At 64.9% G+C, this 19,551-nt stretch carries 20 protein-coding genes and 1 tRNA gene; 15 read left to right on the top strand and 6 right to left on the bottom strand.

What is annotated here, in order from left to right:
* Positions 1-8 precede the first annotated feature (8 nt).
* From AC3WJR_RS03185 to AC3WJR_RS03175, 3 genes are read left to right on the top strand one after another with little or no spacing between them, the layout of a single operon-like run.
* Entirely contained in the window at positions 9-206 is a 198-nt protein-coding gene (locus AC3WJR_RS03185) for a hypothetical protein (protein ID WP_492722208.1), read from the top strand.
* Positions 203-1,027 (top strand): hopanoid biosynthesis-associated protein HpnK, encoded by an 825-nt coding sequence (gene hpnK / locus AC3WJR_RS03180; RefSeq protein ID WP_492722206.1) that lies wholly within the window; start codon positions 203-205, stop codon positions 1,025-1,027. Before AC3WJR_RS03185 ends, hpnK begins: the two co-directional genes overlap by 4 nt.
* A gap of 15 nt (positions 1,028-1,042) precedes the next feature.
* Complete coding sequence (locus AC3WJR_RS03175) at positions 1,043-1,939, top strand: ferritin-like domain-containing protein (RefSeq protein ID WP_492722204.1); 897 nt, start codon at positions 1,043-1,045, stop codon at positions 1,937-1,939.
* Between the two features lie 7 nt (positions 1,940-1,946).
* Here the strand turns inward: AC3WJR_RS03175 and AC3WJR_RS03170 are convergent, their stop codons facing one another.
* On the bottom strand, positions 1,947-3,344 hold the full coding sequence (locus tag AC3WJR_RS03170) for a methyl-accepting chemotaxis protein (RefSeq protein WP_492722202.1): 1,398 nt from the start codon (positions 3,342-3,344) through the stop codon (positions 1,947-1,949).
* 347 nt (positions 3,345-3,691) lie between these two features.
* Here AC3WJR_RS03170 and AC3WJR_RS03165 point away from each other — a divergent pair, with 347 nt between their 5' ends.
* Both AC3WJR_RS03165 and AC3WJR_RS03160 read left to right on the top strand, forming a co-directional pair.
* Positions 3,692-4,666: a lysylphosphatidylglycerol synthase domain-containing protein gene (locus AC3WJR_RS03165; protein WP_492722200.1), complete on the top strand. Its 975-nt coding sequence runs from the start codon at positions 3,692-3,694 to the stop codon at positions 4,664-4,666.
* Positions 4,667-4,723: 57 nt separating this feature from the next.
* The gene (locus AC3WJR_RS03160; RefSeq protein ID WP_492722198.1) at positions 4,724-6,784 is read left to right on the top strand and encodes an NAD(+) synthase; all 2,061 of its coding nucleotides are present in this window, start codon (positions 4,724-4,726) and stop codon (positions 6,782-6,784) included.
* Between the two features lie 179 nt (positions 6,785-6,963).
* On the opposite strand, the gene AC3WJR_RS03155 is transcribed toward AC3WJR_RS03160, so the two are convergent.
* Positions 6,964-7,296, bottom strand: a complete 333-nt coding sequence (locus tag AC3WJR_RS03155) for a DUF6481 family protein (RefSeq protein WP_354279883.1) — start codon at positions 7,294-7,296, stop codon at positions 6,964-6,966.
* Positions 7,297-7,332: 36 nt separating this feature from the next.
* Positions 7,333-7,422, bottom strand: a tRNA-Ser gene (locus AC3WJR_RS03150).
* Positions 7,423-7,571: 149 nt separating this feature from the next.
* Between AC3WJR_RS03150 and hspQ the strand changes: the two genes are divergently transcribed.
* Complete coding sequence (gene hspQ, locus AC3WJR_RS03145; RefSeq protein ID WP_354279881.1) at positions 7,572-7,952, top strand: heat shock protein HspQ; 381 nt, start codon at positions 7,572-7,574, stop codon at positions 7,950-7,952.
* Positions 7,953-8,209: 257 nt separating this feature from the next.
* Here the strand turns inward: hspQ and AC3WJR_RS03140 are convergent, their stop codons facing one another.
* Positions 8,210-10,840, bottom strand: a complete 2,631-nt coding sequence (locus AC3WJR_RS03140) for a TonB-dependent receptor plug domain-containing protein (protein ID WP_492722195.1) — start codon at positions 10,838-10,840, stop codon at positions 8,210-8,212.
* Positions 10,841-11,380: 540 nt separating this feature from the next.
* Here AC3WJR_RS03140 and rplU point away from each other — a divergent pair.
* The 3 genes from rplU (at position 11,381) to AC3WJR_RS03125 (ending at position 12,715) form a co-directional block, all read left to right on the top strand.
* Complete coding sequence (rplU, locus tag AC3WJR_RS03135) at positions 11,381-11,731, top strand: 50S ribosomal protein L21 (RefSeq protein ID WP_010162753.1); 351 nt, start codon at positions 11,381-11,383, stop codon at positions 11,729-11,731.
* Between the two features lie 13 nt (positions 11,732-11,744).
* Positions 11,745-12,014 (top strand): 50S ribosomal protein L27, encoded by a 270-nt coding sequence (gene rpmA / locus AC3WJR_RS03130; protein ID WP_277968727.1) that lies wholly within the window; start codon positions 11,745-11,747, stop codon positions 12,012-12,014.
* Positions 12,015-12,178: 164 nt separating this feature from the next.
* The gene (locus AC3WJR_RS03125) at positions 12,179-12,715 is read left to right on the top strand and encodes a GNAT family N-acetyltransferase (protein ID WP_492722192.1); all 537 of its coding nucleotides are present in this window, start codon (positions 12,179-12,181) and stop codon (positions 12,713-12,715) included.
* 22 nt (positions 12,716-12,737) lie between these two features.
* On the opposite strand, the gene AC3WJR_RS03120 is transcribed toward AC3WJR_RS03125, so the two are convergent.
* Both AC3WJR_RS03120 and AC3WJR_RS03115 read right to left on the bottom strand, forming a co-directional pair.
* Entirely contained in the window at positions 12,738-13,814 is a 1,077-nt protein-coding gene (locus AC3WJR_RS03120; protein WP_354279876.1) for an alpha/beta hydrolase, read from the bottom strand.
* A 123-nt stretch (positions 13,815-13,937) separates the two neighbouring features.
* Positions 13,938-14,798, bottom strand: coding sequence for a metal-dependent hydrolase (locus tag AC3WJR_RS03115; protein ID WP_492722190.1), 861 nt, complete (start codon positions 14,796-14,798; stop codon positions 13,938-13,940).
* Between the two features lie 85 nt (positions 14,799-14,883).
* Here AC3WJR_RS03115 and AC3WJR_RS03110 point away from each other — a divergent pair, with 85 nt between their 5' ends.
* The 6 genes from AC3WJR_RS03110 to AC3WJR_RS03085 are packed head-to-tail and all read left to right on the top strand — an operon-like array spanning position 14,884 to position 19,550.
* Positions 14,884-15,495, top strand: coding sequence for a TetR family transcriptional regulator (locus tag AC3WJR_RS03110; protein ID WP_354279872.1), 612 nt, complete (start codon positions 14,884-14,886; stop codon positions 15,493-15,495).
* A 17-nt stretch (positions 15,496-15,512) separates the two neighbouring features.
* Positions 15,513-16,559 carry a GTPase ObgE gene (gene obgE / locus AC3WJR_RS03105; protein WP_492722187.1) on the top strand — a complete coding sequence of 349 codons (1,047 nt, stop codon included), beginning with the start codon at positions 15,513-15,515 and terminating at the stop codon, positions 16,557-16,559.
* A gap of 53 nt (positions 16,560-16,612) precedes the next feature.
* A complete protein-coding gene (locus AC3WJR_RS03100; protein ID WP_492722185.1) occupies positions 16,613-17,173 on the top strand; it encodes a Uma2 family endonuclease in 561 nt (186 codons plus the stop codon).
* A 56-nt stretch (positions 17,174-17,229) separates the two neighbouring features.
* Positions 17,230-18,336: a glutamate 5-kinase gene (proB, locus tag AC3WJR_RS03095; protein ID WP_492722183.1), complete on the top strand. Its 1,107-nt coding sequence runs from the start codon at positions 17,230-17,232 to the stop codon at positions 18,334-18,336.
* Positions 18,333-19,247 carry an NAD-dependent epimerase/dehydratase family protein gene (locus AC3WJR_RS03090; protein ID WP_492722181.1) on the top strand — a complete coding sequence of 305 codons (915 nt, stop codon included), beginning with the start codon at positions 18,333-18,335 and terminating at the stop codon, positions 19,245-19,247. The genes proB and AC3WJR_RS03090 overlap by 4 nt, the downstream gene beginning before the upstream one ends.
* A 60-nt stretch (positions 19,248-19,307) precedes the next feature.
* On the top strand, positions 19,308-19,550 hold the full coding sequence (locus tag AC3WJR_RS03085) for an acyl carrier protein (RefSeq protein ID WP_010162746.1): 243 nt from the start codon (positions 19,308-19,310) through the stop codon (positions 19,548-19,550).
* The last annotated feature ends 1 nt before the right edge of the window (position 19,551 follow it).

Genomic DNA, 19,551 nt, shown 5'->3' with positions numbered 1-19,551 from the left:
TAGGTTCGATGACGACGATGGCCCGTATGACGGTCAACGAGCGGCTCGAAGCGACCGGGCGGCTGGACGCATGGAACGCTGCGGTCGAGGCGCGCGACATGGACACAATGGTTCTGTTGCTGCGCCTCGTCGCCGCGCCCGATCCGCGTCGGGTTGCGCAGGGCGTGCTCGCGGACCCGGAATTCTACGGGTTTGCGACGCGGTGAAGACCGCGATCATCACCGCGGACGATTTCGGCGTCTCGGTCGAGGTCAACGCCGCGGTCGAGCAAGCGCATCGCGAGGGGATCCTCACCGTCACCAGCCTGATGGTGACGGGCGCCGCCGCGATGGACGCCGTGCGGCGCGCGCGGCGGACGCCTACGCTTGGAGTCGGCTTGCACATCGCGCTTGCCGAAACCCCGCCCGCGCTGCCGCCCGCGCAGATCCCCGACCTTGTCGACGAGGCAGGCCAGTTCCGGATCGAATCGCTTCCCGTTGCGCTGGCACTGGTCGGCAAGGCGTCGGTCCGCCGCCAGCTCGAAGCCGAGATCGATGCGCAATTCGCCTTGTTCGCAGCGACCGGACTGCCGCTCGATCACGTCAATTCGCACAAGCATATGCACATGCACCCGGTGATTGCCGCGACCGTGCTCAAGGTCGGCAAGCGGCACGGCATGACCAGCGTTCGCGCGCCCGTCGAACCACGCGACGTGCTGGCGAAGTTCGAAAAGGCGACCGGGCTCCACATCGCCAAGCCGTTCGCGCGCAGTGTCCAGCGCACGATGCGCGGCGGGGGCATGAAGGTCCCCGACCATACCTTCGGCCTCGCCTGGTCGGGCGCGATGCACACCGAACGGCTCCGCGGTGTGCTGCGACACCTTCCCGATGGCGTCAGCGAAGTGTATCTTCACCCCGCGACCGGGCCCTACCCGCTGTCCGCCCCCGGTTACCAATATGAGGCGGAACTGGCGGCGCTGCTCGACCCCGTCGCGCGCGACATCGTTTCCGAGAATCACATCACCCTGGCGCGTTTTGCCGATCTTTAAACCGGGAGAGCCCCGATGAATTTCATTCCCAAGTCGATCGCCCCCGCAGGTCCCGCCCCGGATGTGCGCGTCAAGCTCGGCAGCCCCGAACACAAGACGCTGTTCTGCCGCACGATGCTCGACACGCACGATCCCTATCGCCCCGCGCTGATCGACTGGCCGGTGCTCGAGCCCGAAACACGCAACAAGATCGTCTCGCTGCCGATCTGGGACATCGCCGTGGCGACCGAAGGCCGCGCGGGGATGAACGTCAAGACCTATGGCGAGCAGATCAGCGACCCGCTGCTGCGCGACGCGATCGACATGAACGCCTATGAGGAAAGCCGCCACAAGATCGTGCTCGCGGACATGGTGACCTTCTACGGCATCGTTCTTCAGCCCGAGGAAGAGTATAAACGACCACGCGACCCGGAATTCGCGTTCATGCGGACGGGGTTTTCCGAGTGTATCGACAGCTTCTTCGGCTTCGGCCTGTTCAAGGTCGCTGCCGACACCGGCTTCTTCCCCGAGGAGCTGATCGACACATTCGAGCCGGTGATGCGCGAGGAAGGCCGCCACATCCTGTTCTTCGTCAATTGGGTCGCCTGGCACCGCCGTACCATGCCGTTCTGGCGCCGCCCGTGGTTCGAGATGAAGGTTTGGGCGGTGTGGATCGCGCTGATCTGGGAACGGATCGACATGGCCAAGGGCATGGGCGACGACAACACCAAGGCACAGGAAAACAATTTCACGCTCAACGGCTCGAAGGAGCTTGGCGTCGAGATCGAATTTCCCGAACTGGCGGCGATCTGCCTGGCAGAGAACGACCGGCGGCTGGCGGTCTATGACCCGCGGCTGATCCGGCCGAAATTCGTGCCGGGGATGATCCGGCTGGTGCTGCGCTTCATGGGAAAGAAGCCCGCGCGGGCGTGATCCTCGGTCAGTCCTGGCTCTCATAGGCAAGCTGAAGCACGCCCCAGTGTCGACCCTCGACCCAGATCGAGGCGATGACCTGTTTGAGCAGGACCACGCCGCCGTTCGCCACGGGTCGGCGATAGGCCTTCAGGCAGAATGGCGCCTCGATCCGCACCTGTATCTGCGTTTCCGGATAGGTGTAGATCAACCCGGCGCGGGAATGCTCCTCGTTCCACACGCGATCGTTCGGGCGTTGCGGAAGCGAGCGTTCGGGCATCGCCACCGCGCCAAAACAGTTTCGATCGGTGAAGCTCATCCCGAAGAAGCCCGGCAGTTGACGCGCGCGTTCTTGGTGTGGGCGCGCCAGCCGCGTGAACAGCGCCTGCGCGGCGTGGGTGAAAATGGGCGGGTCGCTCGCCGGGACGGGCCGGTAGTCATCGCTCATGATCGCGTCGAGCGCCATTTCGCGAGACGCGACCGCTTTCTCGAGACCATCGCCGACCGACCGCGCAACCTCGAGCCCGAAGTTGATATAGGGCGAATCGAGCATATCCGCACCGCTTTCGGCGAGCATTTGCAGCAGTGCGTTCGTATCGTCGCTGACCGCGCTCACGCGGGCGGAGAGCTGCTGGAGCCCGGTGGCATTCTGGGTCGAGGCGCTCGACAGCGCCATCAATCCCGCCCGCACCATATCGACCGCCTGCACCATCGATTCGACACGTTTGGCAACGCTGTCGCTATTCTGTTCGAGCCCCTGCATGATCGTACCGAGCTGACACACCAGGGTTTCGATCCCCTTGGCGCTGCCATGTGCCGACTGCGCCTTGGCGACGCCCTGCCCGATCCGATCCAGCATGACGCCCGCTTCGAAGGTGAGCGACCCGATCGACTGCTCGATCCGGTTCGTGGCCGCGGCGGTTTCGCTCGCGAGCTTCTTCACCTCGCTGGCGACCACGGCAAATCCGCGCCCCGCATCCCCCGCGCGGGCGGCTTCGATCGTCGCGTTGAGCGCAAGCAGGTTGGTCTGCCGCGCGATCACGTTGATCCCCGCGGTCACATGGCTGACATCGCTGAGCGCGGTGTTGAATGCTCCCAGACCGTTGTGAATATGGCTGACCTGTTCGATCAGTTCGACGACGTCCGACGTTGCCGTGCCGAGTTGCGCGGTTGAATCTTCGATGACGCCCTTCGCCGCCGCAGTATCGTTGCGCGCGTCTCGCGCGGCCATTGCGACGTTATCGACGTCGCCCGACAGGATATTTGCCTCGGACCCGATCGCTTCGATCGTCGTGGCCTGTTCCGTCACCCGTTCCGCCAGGGCAGCGATGTCGGCCTGCAGATCCAGCGAACGAATGCCGAGTTCGCCCGACAGGCGCGCGGCTTGCCGAATGGTATGATCGAGCCTGAGCGCCGGGTTGGTCATGCGCACGTGGATTAACTATCACCGATTAAGAGGTGTTTAAGTATCCAGGCCCGTGATGATTTTGCCGACTTTCGTCTCGCTGCGGCGTCGCCCCTACGCGGGCCAGTTGGCGACCGCGCGAAAGCACCCACCGCGCGCGTTCGCTTCCGCTGCCATCTGCGCGCTATTGCAAGTTATTGCGCCAAATCGCCGTTCCAGACCGCAAGAACCCACGTCATCGGCGCAAGCCGGGTTGATTGCCGCGTCCAAAGCCCCAAAGACCCCCCAATGCTGCGCGACTCATCCCGCCGTTCCACCGCCCGCACCGATAGCGCGCGACAGGTGCCTCCTGTGGCGATGCTGCTGCGATGAGCCGTTCCGCACGAATCGGGTTGCTCGTTGCGACGATTGTGGGCCTCGTGGTGGCGGCGGCCACCGTCGGCACGGTCGGGTTGCGCCAGGTCGTCGACGTCATGGCGTCGATCGGCTGGATCGGTATGGCGACCTTCACGCTGTGGTCGATCGGCGTGCTGGTCCTGTTGGGAATGGCGTGGCTCGCAGTCGCGCCGGGGCAACCCATCGATCGGCTCGGCTGGTTCGTCTGGGCACGCACCACGCGCGAGGCGGCGACGGATATCCTGCCTTTCTCGCAACTCGGCGGGCTGGTAGTCGGCGCGCGGACGCTGGCGGTATTCGGCGTTCCGCAGCCGGTAATCTATGCATCGATGATCGCGGATATGACGACCGAGATGGCGGCACAGTTGATCTTCACGCTGTGCGGGGTGGCGGTCCTGCTGCTCGTCCTTGCGGCGGAGCCGGTGCAACAGGGGCTGGTCCCGCTCGCGCTTGGCGGGCTTGCCGCGATGATCGCGCTGATGCTGTTGTTCGTCTTCGCGCAAAAGCCGATGCTTCGGCTTGCTGGCTCACTCGGCGCGCGGATGCTGCCTGGCTCAGTCGCAGCGATGGCGGCGGTGCGCGAGCAACTCGACGCGATTTACCAAACCCCGCGCCGCGTGATCGCCGCGTTCATATTCAATCTCGCCGCATGGCTCGCAAGCGCGACGGGTGCGTGGATCGCGCTTCGGTTCATGGGCTCGGACCTGCCGCTGTGGGCGGTACTGACGATCGAGGCGCTGATCTTCACGCTGCGCAGCGTCGCCTTCGCGATCCCCGGCGCGGTCGGTGTGCAGGAAGCCGCCTATGTGCTGATCGGCCCGTTGTTCGGCCTGCCCCCAGCGCATGCGCTCGCGCTGTCGCTGCTCAAGCGCGCGCGCGACATCATCATCGCGGTCCCCGCGTTGCTGGCATGGCAGGTCGGCGAAGCACGCCGGGTGGTCTCCTGACGCCGCCCTGACCGCGCGCAGGTGGCATCGCACGCCAAAGCTCGCTAAGCGCCGGACATGGCGAAGACGAAGGCGCATCCGTTCCATTCGATCCACACGCACGGGCTGATCCGGGTCGGCGCGTGTACCCCGCGCGCCAGCGTCGGCGATACCGCGGCGAACGCTGCCGAGACGATCGCGCTCGCGCAACAAGGCGATGCACGCCACGCCGACCTGCTCGTGTTCCCCGAACTCAACATCACCTCCTACGCGATCGACGATCTGCACATGCAGACCGCGCAGCAGGCGGCGACCGAAAGCGCGATTGCCACGGTCGCGGCAGAGACCGCAACACTGCGGCCGGTGCTGATCATCGGCGCGGCGCTTCCGCGGAACGGGAGGCTGTACAATTGCGCGGTGGTGATCGCGCGAGGGCGGATCCTCGGGGTCGTGCCCAAGGTCTTCCTGCCGAACTACCGCGAATATTACGAAAAACGCTGGTTCGCGAGCGGTGCCGGGCTGACCGGGCTCGACATCACCATCGCTGGGCAGACCGTTCCGTTCGGCACCGACCTGCTGTTCGCCGCCCGCGACCTCGCGCCGTTCATCTTCCACGCGGAGATTTGCGAGGACTATTGGGCCCCCACCCCGCCCTCCACGATGGGCGCGCTCGCGGGGGCGCTGATCTGCTGCAACCTGTCGGCATCGAACATCGTCGTCGGCAAGGCGCGAGAGCGGTCCGTGCTGTGTGCCTCGCAAAGCGCGCGTGCGATGTGCGGCTATGTCTTCGCGGCCTCGGGCCCGGGCGAAAGCACGACCGATCTGGCGTGGGACGGCCAAGCCACGATCCACGAACTGGGCGAATTGATCGCTAGCTCGACGCGATTCGGTCGCGAGGCGGAGCTGGTGATCGCCGACGTCGACGCCGGGCGAATCGCGCAGGAACGGATGCGCGTCGGCACGTTCAACGATTCGGCCGATCTGGCGGGGCATCCGGAGACGCGCTTCCGGCGAATCGAATTCGATCATCAGCCGGATTTCGCCGACGTCGGGCTGGTGCGCGATATCCGCCGCTTCCCGTTCGTCCCCAATACGCCCGCGCTGCTCGACGAGGATTGCTACGAGGCGTTCAACATCCAGGTCGAGGGACTGCTCAAGCGGTTCGAGGCGGCGCGCGCCGAGACTCTGGTGATCGGCGTTTCGGGCGGGCTCGATTCGACCCATGCGCTGATCGTCGCGGCGAAGGTCATGGATCGGCTCGGGCTTCCGCGCGACCGGATCCTCGGCTTCACCATGCCCGGATTCGCGACGAGCGATGGGACCAAGGCCAACGCCTGGGCGCTGATGCGCGCGCTCGGCATCACCGCCGACGAAATCGATATCCGCCCCGCTGCCCGCCAGATGCTGTCCGACATGGGCCACCCGTTCGCGGACGGCGAGCCTACGTATGACATCACGTTCGAGAACGTTCAGGCGGGCTTACGCACCGACTATCTGTTCCGCCTTGCCAATCAGCGCGGCGGGCTGGTCGTCGGCACGGGCGACCTGTCAGAACTCGCGCTCGGCTGGTGCACGTACGGCGTCGGCGATCAGATGAGCCATTACGGGGTCAACGCAGGCGTTCCCAAGACGCTGATCCAGTTCCTGATTCGTTGGTGCATCCGCACCGATCAATATGACCCCGCGACCGATACGATCCTTGAGGCGATTCTGGCGACGGAAATCTCGCCCGAACTCGTCCCGGCCGGGGCGGATGGCGCAATCCAGAGCACAGAGGCGCGAATCGGGCCGTATGCGCTCAACGACTTCTTCCTGCATTATGTGGTGCGCCACGGCATGGCGCCGTCCAAGATCGCGTTCCTGGCGCTGCAGGCGTGGGGCGACGTGGAGCAAGGCCGCTGGCCGCGTGACTTTCCGGCGGCGGGGCACGTGGCCTACGATCTGCCGACGATTCGCGGCTGGCTGGCAAAGTTTCTGGTGCGGTTTTTCGCGACCAGCCAGTTCAAGCGCTCGGCACTCCCGAATGGTCCGAAGGTATCGAGCGCGGGGGCCTTGTCCCCGCGGGGCGACTGGCGGGCGCCGTCGGATGGGACAGCGCGGATTTGGCTGGAGGAACTGGCGCGAGGGTTGCCGCTCTAGGCCAGGAGTGCTTCAGTGGCAGATCGGTAGTGCTTCCCCGGCGAAGGCCGGGGCCCAGTAGCGAGAACTTGAGAAAGTCCGCGCTGCGCTATCTTACCACGGTCATTTCGACTGGGCCCCGGCCTTCGCCGGGGAAGCAATAAAAATGGAAGCGATCAATGGGGCGCAGCAGACCGCCTTTACTTGCGGCTTTTCCGCGCAGCGTAGCGTGCGTCGCGCGCTGCCTTCTTGTCGATCTCGGCCTGGATCGCGGCCTGCTTGGCCTCTTCGATCGCGCGCTCTGCGGCTTCAGCCTTGGCGATCTTCTCGAGCCGGGCCGCTTCGATCGCGGCTTTCTTCTCTTCGCGCTTCTTGGCTTCCGCCTCTTCCTTCGCTTCGCGCGCAGCCGCACGGGCCGCGACGACCGCAGGATCAACCGGCGGCTTGGACTTCAGCTTTTCCAGCGCACGTTGCTTTGCGTCGGCGGACAAGGCTGCCCGGTCTTTGAAGGAAGGTTCTTTGTAGGATGCCATGTGGCGGGCTTTAACCTCATCGAGGAAAGAAGGAAATGGCGGAGAGGGTGGGATTCGAACCCACGGTACCCGTGAGGGCACGCCGCATTTCGAGTGCGGTACATTCGACCACTCTGCCACCTCTCCGCGAGGTCGTGTGATGCTGTCTGTAAGGCCAGCACCGGTCGGTGAGCGGGCGCCTCTAACGTAGTGCTCTACGGTACGCAAGCGCTTCGATGCAGGTTTGTCGCACAGCAATCGCTTGTGTGCCGCGACGGAGCCCCTAAATTATCCTCATGTACCGTACCCCCATCACGTCCCCGCCGTTCGACAGCAGCATCGCCCTCCCCCCGGTCAGCCATGCCCGATTCACGATCGGCGACGTGGTGCGGCATCGCCTGTTCGATTTCCGCGGGGTCGTGTTCGACATCGACCCGATCTTCGCCAACAGCGACGAATGGTATGATGCGATTCCCGAGAACATCCGCCCGCCCAAGGACCAGCCCTTCTACCACCTCCTCGCCGAGAACATGGAGTCGAGCTACGTCGCCTATGTCAGCCAGCAGAATTTGATTCCGGACGACACCGACGAACCGGTCGATCATCCCGCGATCTCTGGGCTGTTCGGGGACTATGCGGGCGGGAAGTACCCGTTGCGGCGCGAACACCGGCACTGAGGCCCAGTTGCGGGAGCGGGATGACGCCGTTCTAACGCGCCTCCCCAATTTCAGCTTACTTCCCCGGCGAAGGCCGGGGCCCAGTCGAGAAACGGTAGAATGCGGGCACGGCGCATCGTTATCTCGGCCATTCCGACTGGGCCCCGGCCTTCGCCGGGGAAGCAGGTATTAAGTCACGTCGGAAATGCTCAGCGTCCGGGCACGCTCCTCTCAACGCCAGAATCCCCGGGACGCGCTAACGCCCCGGGAACCCCGCCTCAATATTTCACGCGAAGCCGCGTATAGTAGAAGCCGCCGTTGAACCCGAATGGCCCGCCGTTGCGGGCATAGACCTGCCCGTCCGACGTCCCGCCCGTCAGCGGATACAACTGCACCGTCGACGTCGCCTTCAGCCGGTCCGGCTTCTCGTCGAGGAAGTTCTGCGCGCCGATCGCCAGCGTGAAGTGCTTGGCGAAGGTATAGTTCAGCTCGAGGTCGGTCACGAACTTGCCCCGGAAGGTCTGGTTCGCGACGCCGTTGGTCTGGCCGTAATCCTGCGCGCTGGTCCAGGAGCTGTAATAGTTCTCGCGCACGGTGAAGCCGAAGTCGCCCAGCGTCAGCCCGGAATTGAACACGATCCGGTGCTTCGGTGCGAGGTTCTCGGCGTCGATCAGTTGCGCAACGCTGACCACGCGGGCATCGGACCCGGTCACCTTGGTCTTGTTGTAGTTATAGGCGAGCGAGAAATTGAGCTGCGCCTCGCTGACCCGGGCACGATAGGTCGCGACCACGTCGACGCCGCGCGTCCGTGTGCGGAAGCCGTTGGTGAAATACTGCACCTGCCCCCCGACCCCGACCGGCAGCAGCGCGGGTTGCGCCGCCAGATCCGCTGCGCTGACGATGAAGGGCGACGTCAGGCCGATTCGATCGCGCAGGTTGATCTGATAGGCATCGACCGTGATCGTCATCGCACGCAACGGCTCCAGGACGAACCCCAGACCGTAATTGGTCGACTTTTCCGGGCTCAGCGTCGTCGCGCCATAATATTGCGCGACCGCATTGTTGGTCGGATAGGTCCCGCTCTGGAACGCGACGCCATTGTTGAACGAGGTCGTGACGATCGAGACGTTCGCCTGCCCCGGGGATGGCGCATGGAAGCCCGTGCCGAAGCTGCCGCGCACCGACAGCGCGTCCACCAGCTTGTAGAGCGCGTTGACCTTGCCGACCCAGGCATCGCCGAACGTGTTGTAATGTTCGTATCGCCCCGCAGCCCCCACGGTGAACGCCTCGGTAATGTCGGTTTCCAGCCCGACATAAGCGCCGAAGTTCTCCTGGCTGAACTTGCCTGCGGTGCTCGGGCTCGTGCCGGCATAGCCGCTTGCCCCCACGCCTTGCGCGGCGCTCGTGCCCGAGAAGGCATACACCCCCGGCGCGGTCTGCGTGTAGAGTTGTTGCGCGACGGCATAGGGTCCAGCCCCATAGGATTGCGCGTCACCTGCGGTCTGTTCGTAGGTTTCCTTGCGGAATTCGCCACCGGCCGAGATCGTCAGCGGGCTGGCGAGCCCCAGGTCGGCGGCATAGGTGAAGTCGGCGTTGAAGTTCATCTCGTTCTGGATGAGATCGCCGAACTCGAAGCGCGTCTGCGTCTGGGGGCCGTAGGAGAAGTTCGCCGAATCATACATCGACAGCGACATGGTGTTGCGCGCCAGCGTGCCCGACACGTCATAGCCGAACTTGCCTGCCGTGCCCTTGTAGCCGAGCACGCCGTACAATTCCTCGGTCTTGCCAACGAAACGCGGGGTGAAACCTGCCGGATAAAGCTGGCCGAAGCGGAAGGTGTTAGTGTCGCGGACAAATCCACCCGCCGGGCAGGTCGCGTTGCCTGCCGGGCACGCCGTCAGGAAGAAGGTGTTGTTGAACGCGCCATTGGCACCCTGATTGCGCACCACGCCATTCGAATCGACCGCCGTGCTCGACACCGAAGCGCGATAGTTGAAGCTCTGGTTGCCCTCCCTGTTCGCGTAATTGCCGAAGAAGTAGATCTTGCTCGAGTCGGTCACGTTGAGCGCCGCGTTGACCACGCCTTTATAGGCTTTCGACGGCGAGCTGCCCCAGATCTGCACCGGCAGCGGATAGTTGGGCAATTGCGACGCCAGCGCGGGGAAATTGTTCGCAAAATTGGCAGCGGAGGGGCGCGTCACGCCGCGGCTGGTTTGCCCGTCATCGGTATATTCGCCGGTCAGGTTGATGAAGCCGAAGTCGCGCTTGAACCCGACATTACCCGCAATCTGATAGCTCTCGCCATCACCGGCGTAATATTGGCCGGCACGCCCGACCAGCTCGATTCCCTGATCCTCGCGCAACCCGTAGTTGAGCACGCCGGCGATCGCGTCCGACCCATATTGCGCGGTCGCGCCTTCGCGCAGCACCTGCAGGCTGCCGATCGCGAGTGATGGGATTGCAGAGATATCAGGTCCCTGCGCGCCACGGCCAAGGCCGGTATCGCTGCCGCCATAGACCTGCACCAGCGCCGATCGGTTATACCGCTTGCCGTTGAGCATCACGAGCACCTGATCGCCCGACAATCCGCGCAGCGAAGGCGACCGAACGAAGGTCGACGCGTCCGAGATCGTATTCTGCCCGACGTAGAAGGACGGGACGATGTTCTTGAGCGCGTCGATCATGTTGGTCGCGGGTTGCGACGTCAGTTCGGCCGAGCTGATCACGTCGACCGGCGACGGCGAATTGGTGAGGGTGCGATCGGTTCGCCTGGTCCCGATCACGACGATGTCATTCGGGGGTACGTCACCGGCAGTTGGGTCCGCGGGGTCAGTCTGCGCAATCGCGGGCACAGCTGCAGCCGCGATGGCGGTGTTCGCCTGGTCATTCGTCGCTGCCAGCGCAGGCATCGCCGACATACTCGCGACAAGCGCAAGCGTCGAAATGGAGTGTTTGTAAAGCAAGGAAATCCTCCCAGGGTTCTACAGTTGTCAGGTCATTCATCACCAAAGCTACGCCGCCACAGTAAGTGGCTGACGCAGTTCCCCCTGCCGCAAAACACGACATTCCAGTAATCCTGCCGAACACTTGACACGCATACCTTGACCGGACGCTTTATTCCGCGCCTCGGTCTCTGCCGCCTCGAAAACCCTGTGGCGCTTATTACTTCATTGCATCCCGTGGGTGCTGATTTGGTAATTGCTCCATCTGTTCCAACACGATGACGCCATAGGTTCTGACGCATTGCAACAAAAAGTTCACCGACCGTCGCAAGAAGGGTCCGAACCGAACCGATTGGTGTGGTCCTATTGCGTTTGTGCAACGCTTTTGGCGGTCATCCGGCGGCCTCGGCGGTTGACACCGCGCCACGCTTGGCATAGCTGGCGCTTCTTTCCCGCGCTCGGCTTGCCGTGGCGTGGAGCACAGGTATTTTGAAGGTGATGAGGGCCATGTTCGCAATCGTGCGCACAGGCGGCAAGCAGTATCGCGTTGCCGCCGGAGACAAGATCGTCGTTGAGAAGCTCGACGGTGAAGCCGGCGCGTCGATCACGCTCGGCGACATTCTGCTGGCGGGCGAAGGCTCGGAGCTGCATTCGGTCGAGGGCCTGACGGTCTCGGCAGAAATCATCGCGCAGGCGAAGGCGGACAAGGTCATCGTCTTCAAGAAGCGTCGCCGTCACAACTATCGCCGCAAGAACGGTCATCGCCAGCGTCACACGATCCTGCGCATCACCGCGATCGGCAACAATGACAAGCAGGCAGCACCGGCCAAGGCCGATGCCCCGGCCGCTCAGGCGTAAGGAGTAGTTCGAGATGGCACATAAGAAAGCAGGCGGCTCTTCGCGCAACGGTCGCGATTCGGCAGGCCGTCGCCTTGGCGTGAAGAAGTTCGGTGGCGAGATCGCCATTCCGGGCAACATTCTCGTGCGTCAGCGCGGCACGAAGTTCTACCCGGGCACCAACGTCGGCATCGGCAAGGATCACACCTTGTTCGCGCTCGTCGAAGGCCGCGTGACCTTCCACCAGGGCAAGCTCGGCCGCAAATTCTGCTCGGTCGAGATGCTGGCGCAAGCCGCAGAATAACGGGCAACCGGACGGGTTGCCCACCAGGGCGACCCGCGTATCCGCAAGGATACCGAAACAAGGGAGACGGGTCGCCCCGGCTCCCTTTTTTCATGGCTCCCTCCCCGCTGTCGCATCCATGTCATCCCGGCATGCGAGCGACGCCGCCTGAGGAGAGTCGTATCATGTTCGCTCGGACTCCGAGATTGACGCTGCGCCCCGGCTGGCCGGAGGACGCCCCCGCGCTGGTCGAAGCGATCGCGCACGAATCGGTCTGCACGATGCTGGCGCGCGCGCCGTGGCCTTACACGCTGGCGGATGCCGAGGCGTTTCTGACACTGCCCCGCGACCACCGCAGCCCACGGATGCTGATCCTTGCGCACGACGGCGCACAGCCACGGCTGGTCGGGGGAATCGGGCTGACGCAGGACGAATCGGGCCACGAGTTCGGCTATTGGCTGACCCCCGACGCATGGGGCCGTGGTTACGCCACCGAGGCGGGCCGCGCGGTGATCGACATGGCACGCCATGCGCTCGGGCTGCGGCATGTCCATGCCGGGCACTTCCACGACAATCCGGGATCGGGCCGGGTGCTGCGCAAGCTCGGCTTCCGCGAAACCGGCGTCGCGCAGCGCGCCTGCCGCGGGCGGGGCGCGGATGTGGCTGGCGTCGACTATGCGCTAGATCTGGCGCCGGCGCAGGCGATGCCGCTGGCGGCGTGATCTGCCTTGGCTGACGGAACTGCTATCGGTGTCCAAGCATACCGAGGTTTCGCAGCCATTGCTTGACCTGTCCCGGCCACTCCCTGGTGATCGGATCGGCGGTCGGTCGCATCCCGAACGCGTGACCACCTTTCGCATAGAGACGCATGTCCACCGGCACGCCAGCGTCGTTTAACGCCAGCCCATAGGCCATGCCCTGACGCACGTTGTCCGTCGGATCGTTCATCGCGTGGAGGATGAGCGTCGGTGGTGCTTTCGCGCTGATCTTGACCCACGGTTGCAGCTCGAGGTTGTTCTTCCCCTTGCTGCTATCGAGCATCCGCGCCGTATAGGCGACGATCGCAAAATCGGGCCGCGGCGACTGCCGGTCGGCAGCGTCGGTCAGCGGGTATGTACGCTCCTCCGTGTTGCTCATGTTCGCCACGAGATAAGCGCCTGCGGAAAAGCCGATCACACCGATCCTGTGCGGATCGATCCCGTAGCTGGAGGCACGTTCCCGCAACATCCCCATCGCGCGCTGCGCGTCTTCAAGCCCCAGCAGTACCTTCGGCCGCTGCTGCTTTCCGATCGCGTTCTCCCACACTTGCGGTGTCCGATACTTGAGCAGCACGCAGGTCATGCCCTGTCGCACGACCCAGTCGCAGATTTCGGTCCCTTCAAGATCGGTCGCCACGGCGTAAAACCCGCCGCCGGGCAGGACCATCATCGCGGCCCCGGTGTTGCGCCCTTTTGGCCGGTAGATGGTTATGGTCGGTCGGGTGACATAGCTTGCCCAATACCACATCCGTCCACCCACGAGCGGCGAGCCATTACCGGTCGCTTCGGGATGATCGCCCGTGTCGGGCTGTGCCAAAACGACGCTCGCGGGCCAGAGCGGCACCTGCGTTCCACCCGGGGCTGGCTGCCATATCCCCTCGCGTTCCACCTTCGGAACCTGGACCTTTGCAGGCGAACCCTTGAACGTGCTGGCCTCGCCTTGAGCCGCCCCGGCAAAACCAAGAATAAGCAGAACTGGCACGACGAACTGGAACCGCGACAAACCGTCTCTCCTGTCGTGAGGGTGCAACCCACCCATCAGGACTGGCCGGAAGAAGCACAAGCCAAAACTCGTGACCGCTGCCCTCTCCGCGGAGGAGCCACTCGAGCCACTCTCATCTCACTTTAGCGTGACTTATTGCGCACCTACGGCTGCAGTACCAATTCGGTCACCGCCCCGCAGAGTTTAGCCCACCACCGCCACGCGCGGCAGCACAGCAGCGGCATAGTCGCTCTCGGCCAGCGCGATCAGCGCGCGGTCGTCATGTTTCCACGGGTGGAAGCCCGGCAGGAAGAACGCGATCCACGCCCCGAGGATCTTGCGCGCCATCCCCGGGCGGCCGAGCGCGTACCACAGGATCCCGCGATGCGCGCGCCAGCCGGTGATCCCATCCTGCCGCAGCAGCTCGAGCATCCCCTTGTACCGCCCGGCAAAGAACTTCTTGGTCGTTGCCAGCATGACGATCGCCTTGATCAGCCAGCGCCGCCGCCGCGGCCAGTCGCGGGTCGCATGAAGCCAGGTGTCATAGGCGACACCCTTATGCTCGATCTCCTCCGCGGCATGCCAGCGCCACAGCGCCGCCGCCTGTTCGTCGCCCCCCGCGAGATGGCGCGGGTTGGCGATCAGCTCATGCGCCAGCATCGCGGTGAAATGCTCGAGCGCCATCGTCGCGGCGAGCGCCCCGATCGGCGGCTTCCCCTTCGTCAGCGCCAGCGCCTCGTCGACATGCTGCTCCAGCAGCCGCGTGTCATAGCCCTGGTCGGCGACATGCCGGTTGAACGCGACATGCTCGCGCGTGTGGATCACTTCCTGCTTGATGAACGCCTGGATCTCGGCCCGGAGCCGCGGCGGCGTGCCCTCTCGAAAATTGCGGACACTGTCGACGAAGAACCCCTCGCCCTTCGGAAACGTGACCGACAGCGCACTGTAGAAAGCGGTCGCGAACGGATCGTCGTTGAGCCACCACCGTCGCATCGTCGTGCCCCGACCGAAGCGCAGGTCGCGCGGCGTGATCGTCAGATCGGCGGGACTGGTTGCTTTCGCCACGGAAACCTCCAAACGTTTCTGCAATGCAGCGGACCATAGGATCCGTGACTGCTGACAAGACTGTCAATAGGCGTTACTTACAACCGTGTCAATTATACGCAAGCGTCTCAGCCCCGAAGAATCGCGCGATGCCGCCATCGACGCTGCACGCGCGCTGTTGATCGAACAGGGGCCGCAAGCCGTCACGCTGAAGGCCGTCGCCGCACGGATCGGCCGGACCCATGCCAATCTGCTCCACCATTTCGGCTCGGCGGCGGATCTGCAACGCGCGTTGATCACGCATCTGGCCGACACGATCACCGCGCAGATCGGCGATGCCGCCAAGCGCGCCCGCGCAGGCGAAGCGGATCCGCGTGAAGTGGTCGACCTGACCTTCGATGCGTTCGCCAATGGTGCCGGCGCGATGGCCTCGTGGATGATTCTGTCGGGCAACCACGACGCGCTCGATCCGGTGCTGACCGCGATCCACCGGCTCGTCGACGATCTTGCCGAGGGCGACGCAGCGGGCAAGGCGATCCACGAGGAAACGCTGCAACTGGTGCTGATGGCGATGGGCGACGCGCTGCTCGGCCGCGCGATGGCGAACGCGCTCGGCCTGCCGCCGGAGACCGCGCGCACGATCGCGACTCGTGCACTGATTGCGTCGCGCAGTGGCGAATCGGAAGCCGACTCGGCTAGTCTGGCTAAAATCGCGTAATCCGCTAAGGAGCGGCCATGCATTTTCTTGACCAAGCAAAGATCTTCGTCCGATCGGGCGCGGGCGGCCCCGGCGCCGTCAGTTTCCGGCGCGAGAAGTTCATCGAATATGGCGGCCCCGACGGCGGCAACGGCGGCAAGGGTGGCGACATCATTTTCGAGGCCGTCCCCGGCCTGAACACGCTGATCGACTTCCGCTACACCCAGCATTTCCGCGCCCCGCGCGGTAATGGTGGATCGGGGTCGAATCGCACCGGCGCTGGCGGCGACGACCTCATCATCCGCGTACCGGTCGGGACTCAGGTCCTGGCCGAAGACCAGGAAGAAGTGCTCGCCGATTTCACCGTGCCGGGCGAGCGAGTCGTGTTTCTCCGCGGCGGCGATGGCGGTCGCGGCAATGCGACCTACAAGACCTCGACCAACCGCGCCCCGCGCCAGCACGGCACCGGCTGGCCCTCGCAGGAAATGTATGTCTGGCTGCGGTTGAAGCTGCTTGCCGATGCCGGCCTCGTCGGGTTGCCCAATGCGGGCAAATCCACCTTCATCAATGCCGTCACCAACGCGCAGGCAAAGGTTGGCGCCTATCCGTTCACGACCGTCCGCCCGCAATTGGGCGTGGTCAGCCGCTACAACCGCGAATTCGTCGTTGCCGACATCCCCGGCCTGATCGAAGGCGCGGCGGATGGTGCGGGGATCGGCGACCGCTTCCTTGGGCATATCGAGCGGTGCAAGGTGCTGCTCCATCTGGTCGATGCGACCGAGGATAACCCTGTGGATAACTACAGGATCGTCCGTGGAGAACTCGAGGCATACGGCGCGGGGCTTGTGGATAAGCCGCAGGTGATCGGCCTCAACAAGATCGACGCGCTCGACCCGGCGGACGTCAAGAAGCTGATCACCAAGCTCAAGCGCGCGAGCAAGGCGGAGGTCCTGCCGATGTCGGGCGCGAGCGGTGATGGGATCGATGCGGTCCTCGACCGGCTGATCGAGGCGATCGGCCCAGCGGAGACCGTGGCGAAGCGTGCGGACGGCAGCGACGAACCGGCGGAGTGGTCGCCGGTTTGAGGAGGACGGGCCACCGTCTATGACGGGCGGGTCGCAGGTGGTATGATGCCGCCATGCGACCCGACCCCGCCTATCGCAAGATTACGGCCGACGAATTCCTCGCGATGGAGTTCGGCACGGATCGCAAGTTCGAGCTTGCCGATGGTGTGATCGTGATGATGGCGGGCGGCACTGAGCCCCACGCCTGGGTTCAGGGGAACATCTTCGTCTGGCTGCGGATGAAGTTGAAGGGGACGCGGTGCCGCCCCTACGGCCCCGACATGGCGGTCCGGATCACCGAGACCGACGTGCGCTACCCCGACGTCAGCATCTTCTGCGATCAGCGCCCGCGCGGCGAGTTGACCGAGGTGCGGGCGTTGTCGGACCCGACGGTAGTAATCGAAGTCCTTTCGCCCAGCACCACGACGCTCGATCAGGGGACCAAGCTCGATCTGTACGAAACGCTGCCCAGCATTCGCACCATCGTGTTCGTGGATCCGATCAACGAGATGATTCGCACGCGGGAACGCATGGCGATGGGGTGGTATGAGCAGATGTTCTCCGCGCAAACGGGGATCGTTATCCCCACCCTCGGCATCACCATCCCCCACGACGAGATCTTCGCGCGCGACTGATCCCCGGCCAAGGGGCATTGGCGCAGCGCCCCTGCCACGCTAACGCAAACCCACGCATGCCCGTCTTCCCGCCCCCCTCCTGCCCACGCCTGATCGTCAAGGTCGGCTCCGCGCTGCTCGTCGCGCCTGATGGAACGGTGCGGCGCGAGTGGCTCGAAGGGCTGGTCGCCGACATCGCCGACCGTGCCCGCGCCGGGCAACAGGTCGCGGTCGTCTCCTCCGGCGCAATCGCGCTTGGCGCGCGCCGGCTCGGCCTTGCCAAGGGTGGCCGTGCCAGCCTCGAGGATGCGCAGGCCGCCGCCGCGACCGGCCAGATCGCGCTCAGCCAGGTCTGGGCCGAGATGCTCGGCGCGCAGGGGCTGACCGCCGCGCAGATGCTGGTGACGCTCGACGATCTGGAAGACCGCCGACGCTATCTCAACGCCGCCGCCACGCTCGGTCGGTTGTTGTCGCTCGGCGTCGTGCCCGTCATCAATGAGAATGACAGCGTCGCGACCGAAGAAATCCGCTTTGGTGACAACGATCGGCTCGCCGCGCGCGCCGCGCAGGCGGCGGGCGCACAGGGTGTCGTCCTGCTGAGCGACATCGACGGCCTCTACGATCGCAACCCGGCGCTCCCCGGTGCCAACCACATCGCGCGGATCGAGCGGATCGACGCCGCAATAGAGGCGATGGCGGACCGCGGCTCGGCGTCGGGCATGGGCAGCGGCGGGATGGTGTCCAAGATCGCCGCCGCCCGGATCGCCAACGCAGCCGGCGCGACGCTCGCGATCGTCAGCGGCAAGATCGACCATCCGTTGTCCACCCCCGCCCGCCACAGCGTGTTTCTCCCCGAAAAGAGCGCACCCGCGCGCAAGGCGTGGCTCGCAGGCGGTCTGACCGCGATGGGTGAGATCACGATCGATGCGGGCGCGATCGCCGCGCTCCGCAACGGCAAGAGCCTGCTAGCGGCGGGGGCGACTCGCGTCGCGGGAACCTTCGCGCGCGGCGACCTCGTCACGGTCATGGACCCGGATGGCCGCACCCTCGCCCGCGGCCTCAGCGAATATCACGCTACCGAAGCCGCCGCGATCATTGGCCTGCGCAGCGAGGCGCAAGCCGCCATTCTCGGCTACGCGCCCCGCGCCGCGCTGATCCACCGCAATCATATGGCGCTGCTATGACCCCCAAGACCCTCGCCATCACCGGCGGCACCGGCTTCGTCGGCAGCCGGCTGATCGATCTCACGCTCGCCCGAGGACACACCGTCCGCGCACTGACCCGACGCGCGCAGCCCGATCGCGCGGGCGTCACCTGGGTCTCTGGCGCGCTCGACACCCCCGATGCGCTCACCACCCTCATTGCGGGCTCGGACGCGGTGCTGCACGTCGCCGGCGTGGTCAACGCGCCCGATCGCGCGGGGTTCGTCGCGGGGAACATCACCGGCACCCAGGCAGTCGTCGATGCAGCAATGCGCGCGGGGGTCCGTCGGTTCGTCCATGTCTCCTCGCTCGCAGCGCGCGAGCCCGACATCTCGACTTACGGCTGGTCAAAGCGCGAAGCCGAAACCGTCGTCATGGCGTCGACGCTCGACTGGACGATGGTGCGCCCGCCCGCGATCTACGGCCCCGGCGACATGGAGATGCGCGACCTGTTCCGAATGGCGAGCAAAGGGGTCGCCTTGCTGCCCCCCGGCGGTCGCCTGTCGGTGATCGAGGTCGGCGATATCGCGACGCTGCTGCTGGCGGTCGCGGAGACCGATCCCGGCAAACTGATCCTGGAGCCTGACGATGGTCGTCCGGACGGCTGGAGCCATGCCGAACTGCTCAGCGCGATGGGCATCGCCTCGGGCCGCAAACGCGTCGTGCCGATCGCCCTCCCCCGCTTTGTCCTCGATCTGATCGCGCGGGGCGATACGATGCTGCGCGGCAAGGCCGCGAAGCTGACGCACGACCGCGTCGGCTACATGTGCCATCCCGACTGGACCGCCGCGCCCAACAAGCGCCCATCCTCCGATCTATGGACCCCGCAGGTGCCGACCGCGCAGGGCCTCGCCGACACCGCAGCATGGTATCGCGCGCACGGCTTGCTATAGGCGGTGCATAAAGCCGCCGCATTTTGGCGGCAAAAGCGTACCTAGTTTCAAGGACCGAGCATGAGCGACCGCCAATCCATCTACGACACCGTCACCGCGCAGATCGAGCCGTTCAACAAGAAGGGCGTGACGCTGAGCGACGCGACCACCTTCCAAGGCGATCTCGAATGGGACAGCCTGACCGTGATGGATTTCGTCGCCGCGATCGAGGACGAGTTCGACATCATCATCACGATGAACATGCAGGCCGAAATCGAGACCGTCGGCCAGCTCGTCGATGCCGTTGCCAAGCTCAAGGGCTGAA

The sequence above is a fragment of the Sphingomonas sp. FW306-05-A genome (assembly GCF_058782275.1).
This window is presented reverse-complemented; position numbering and strand designations above follow the sequence as displayed.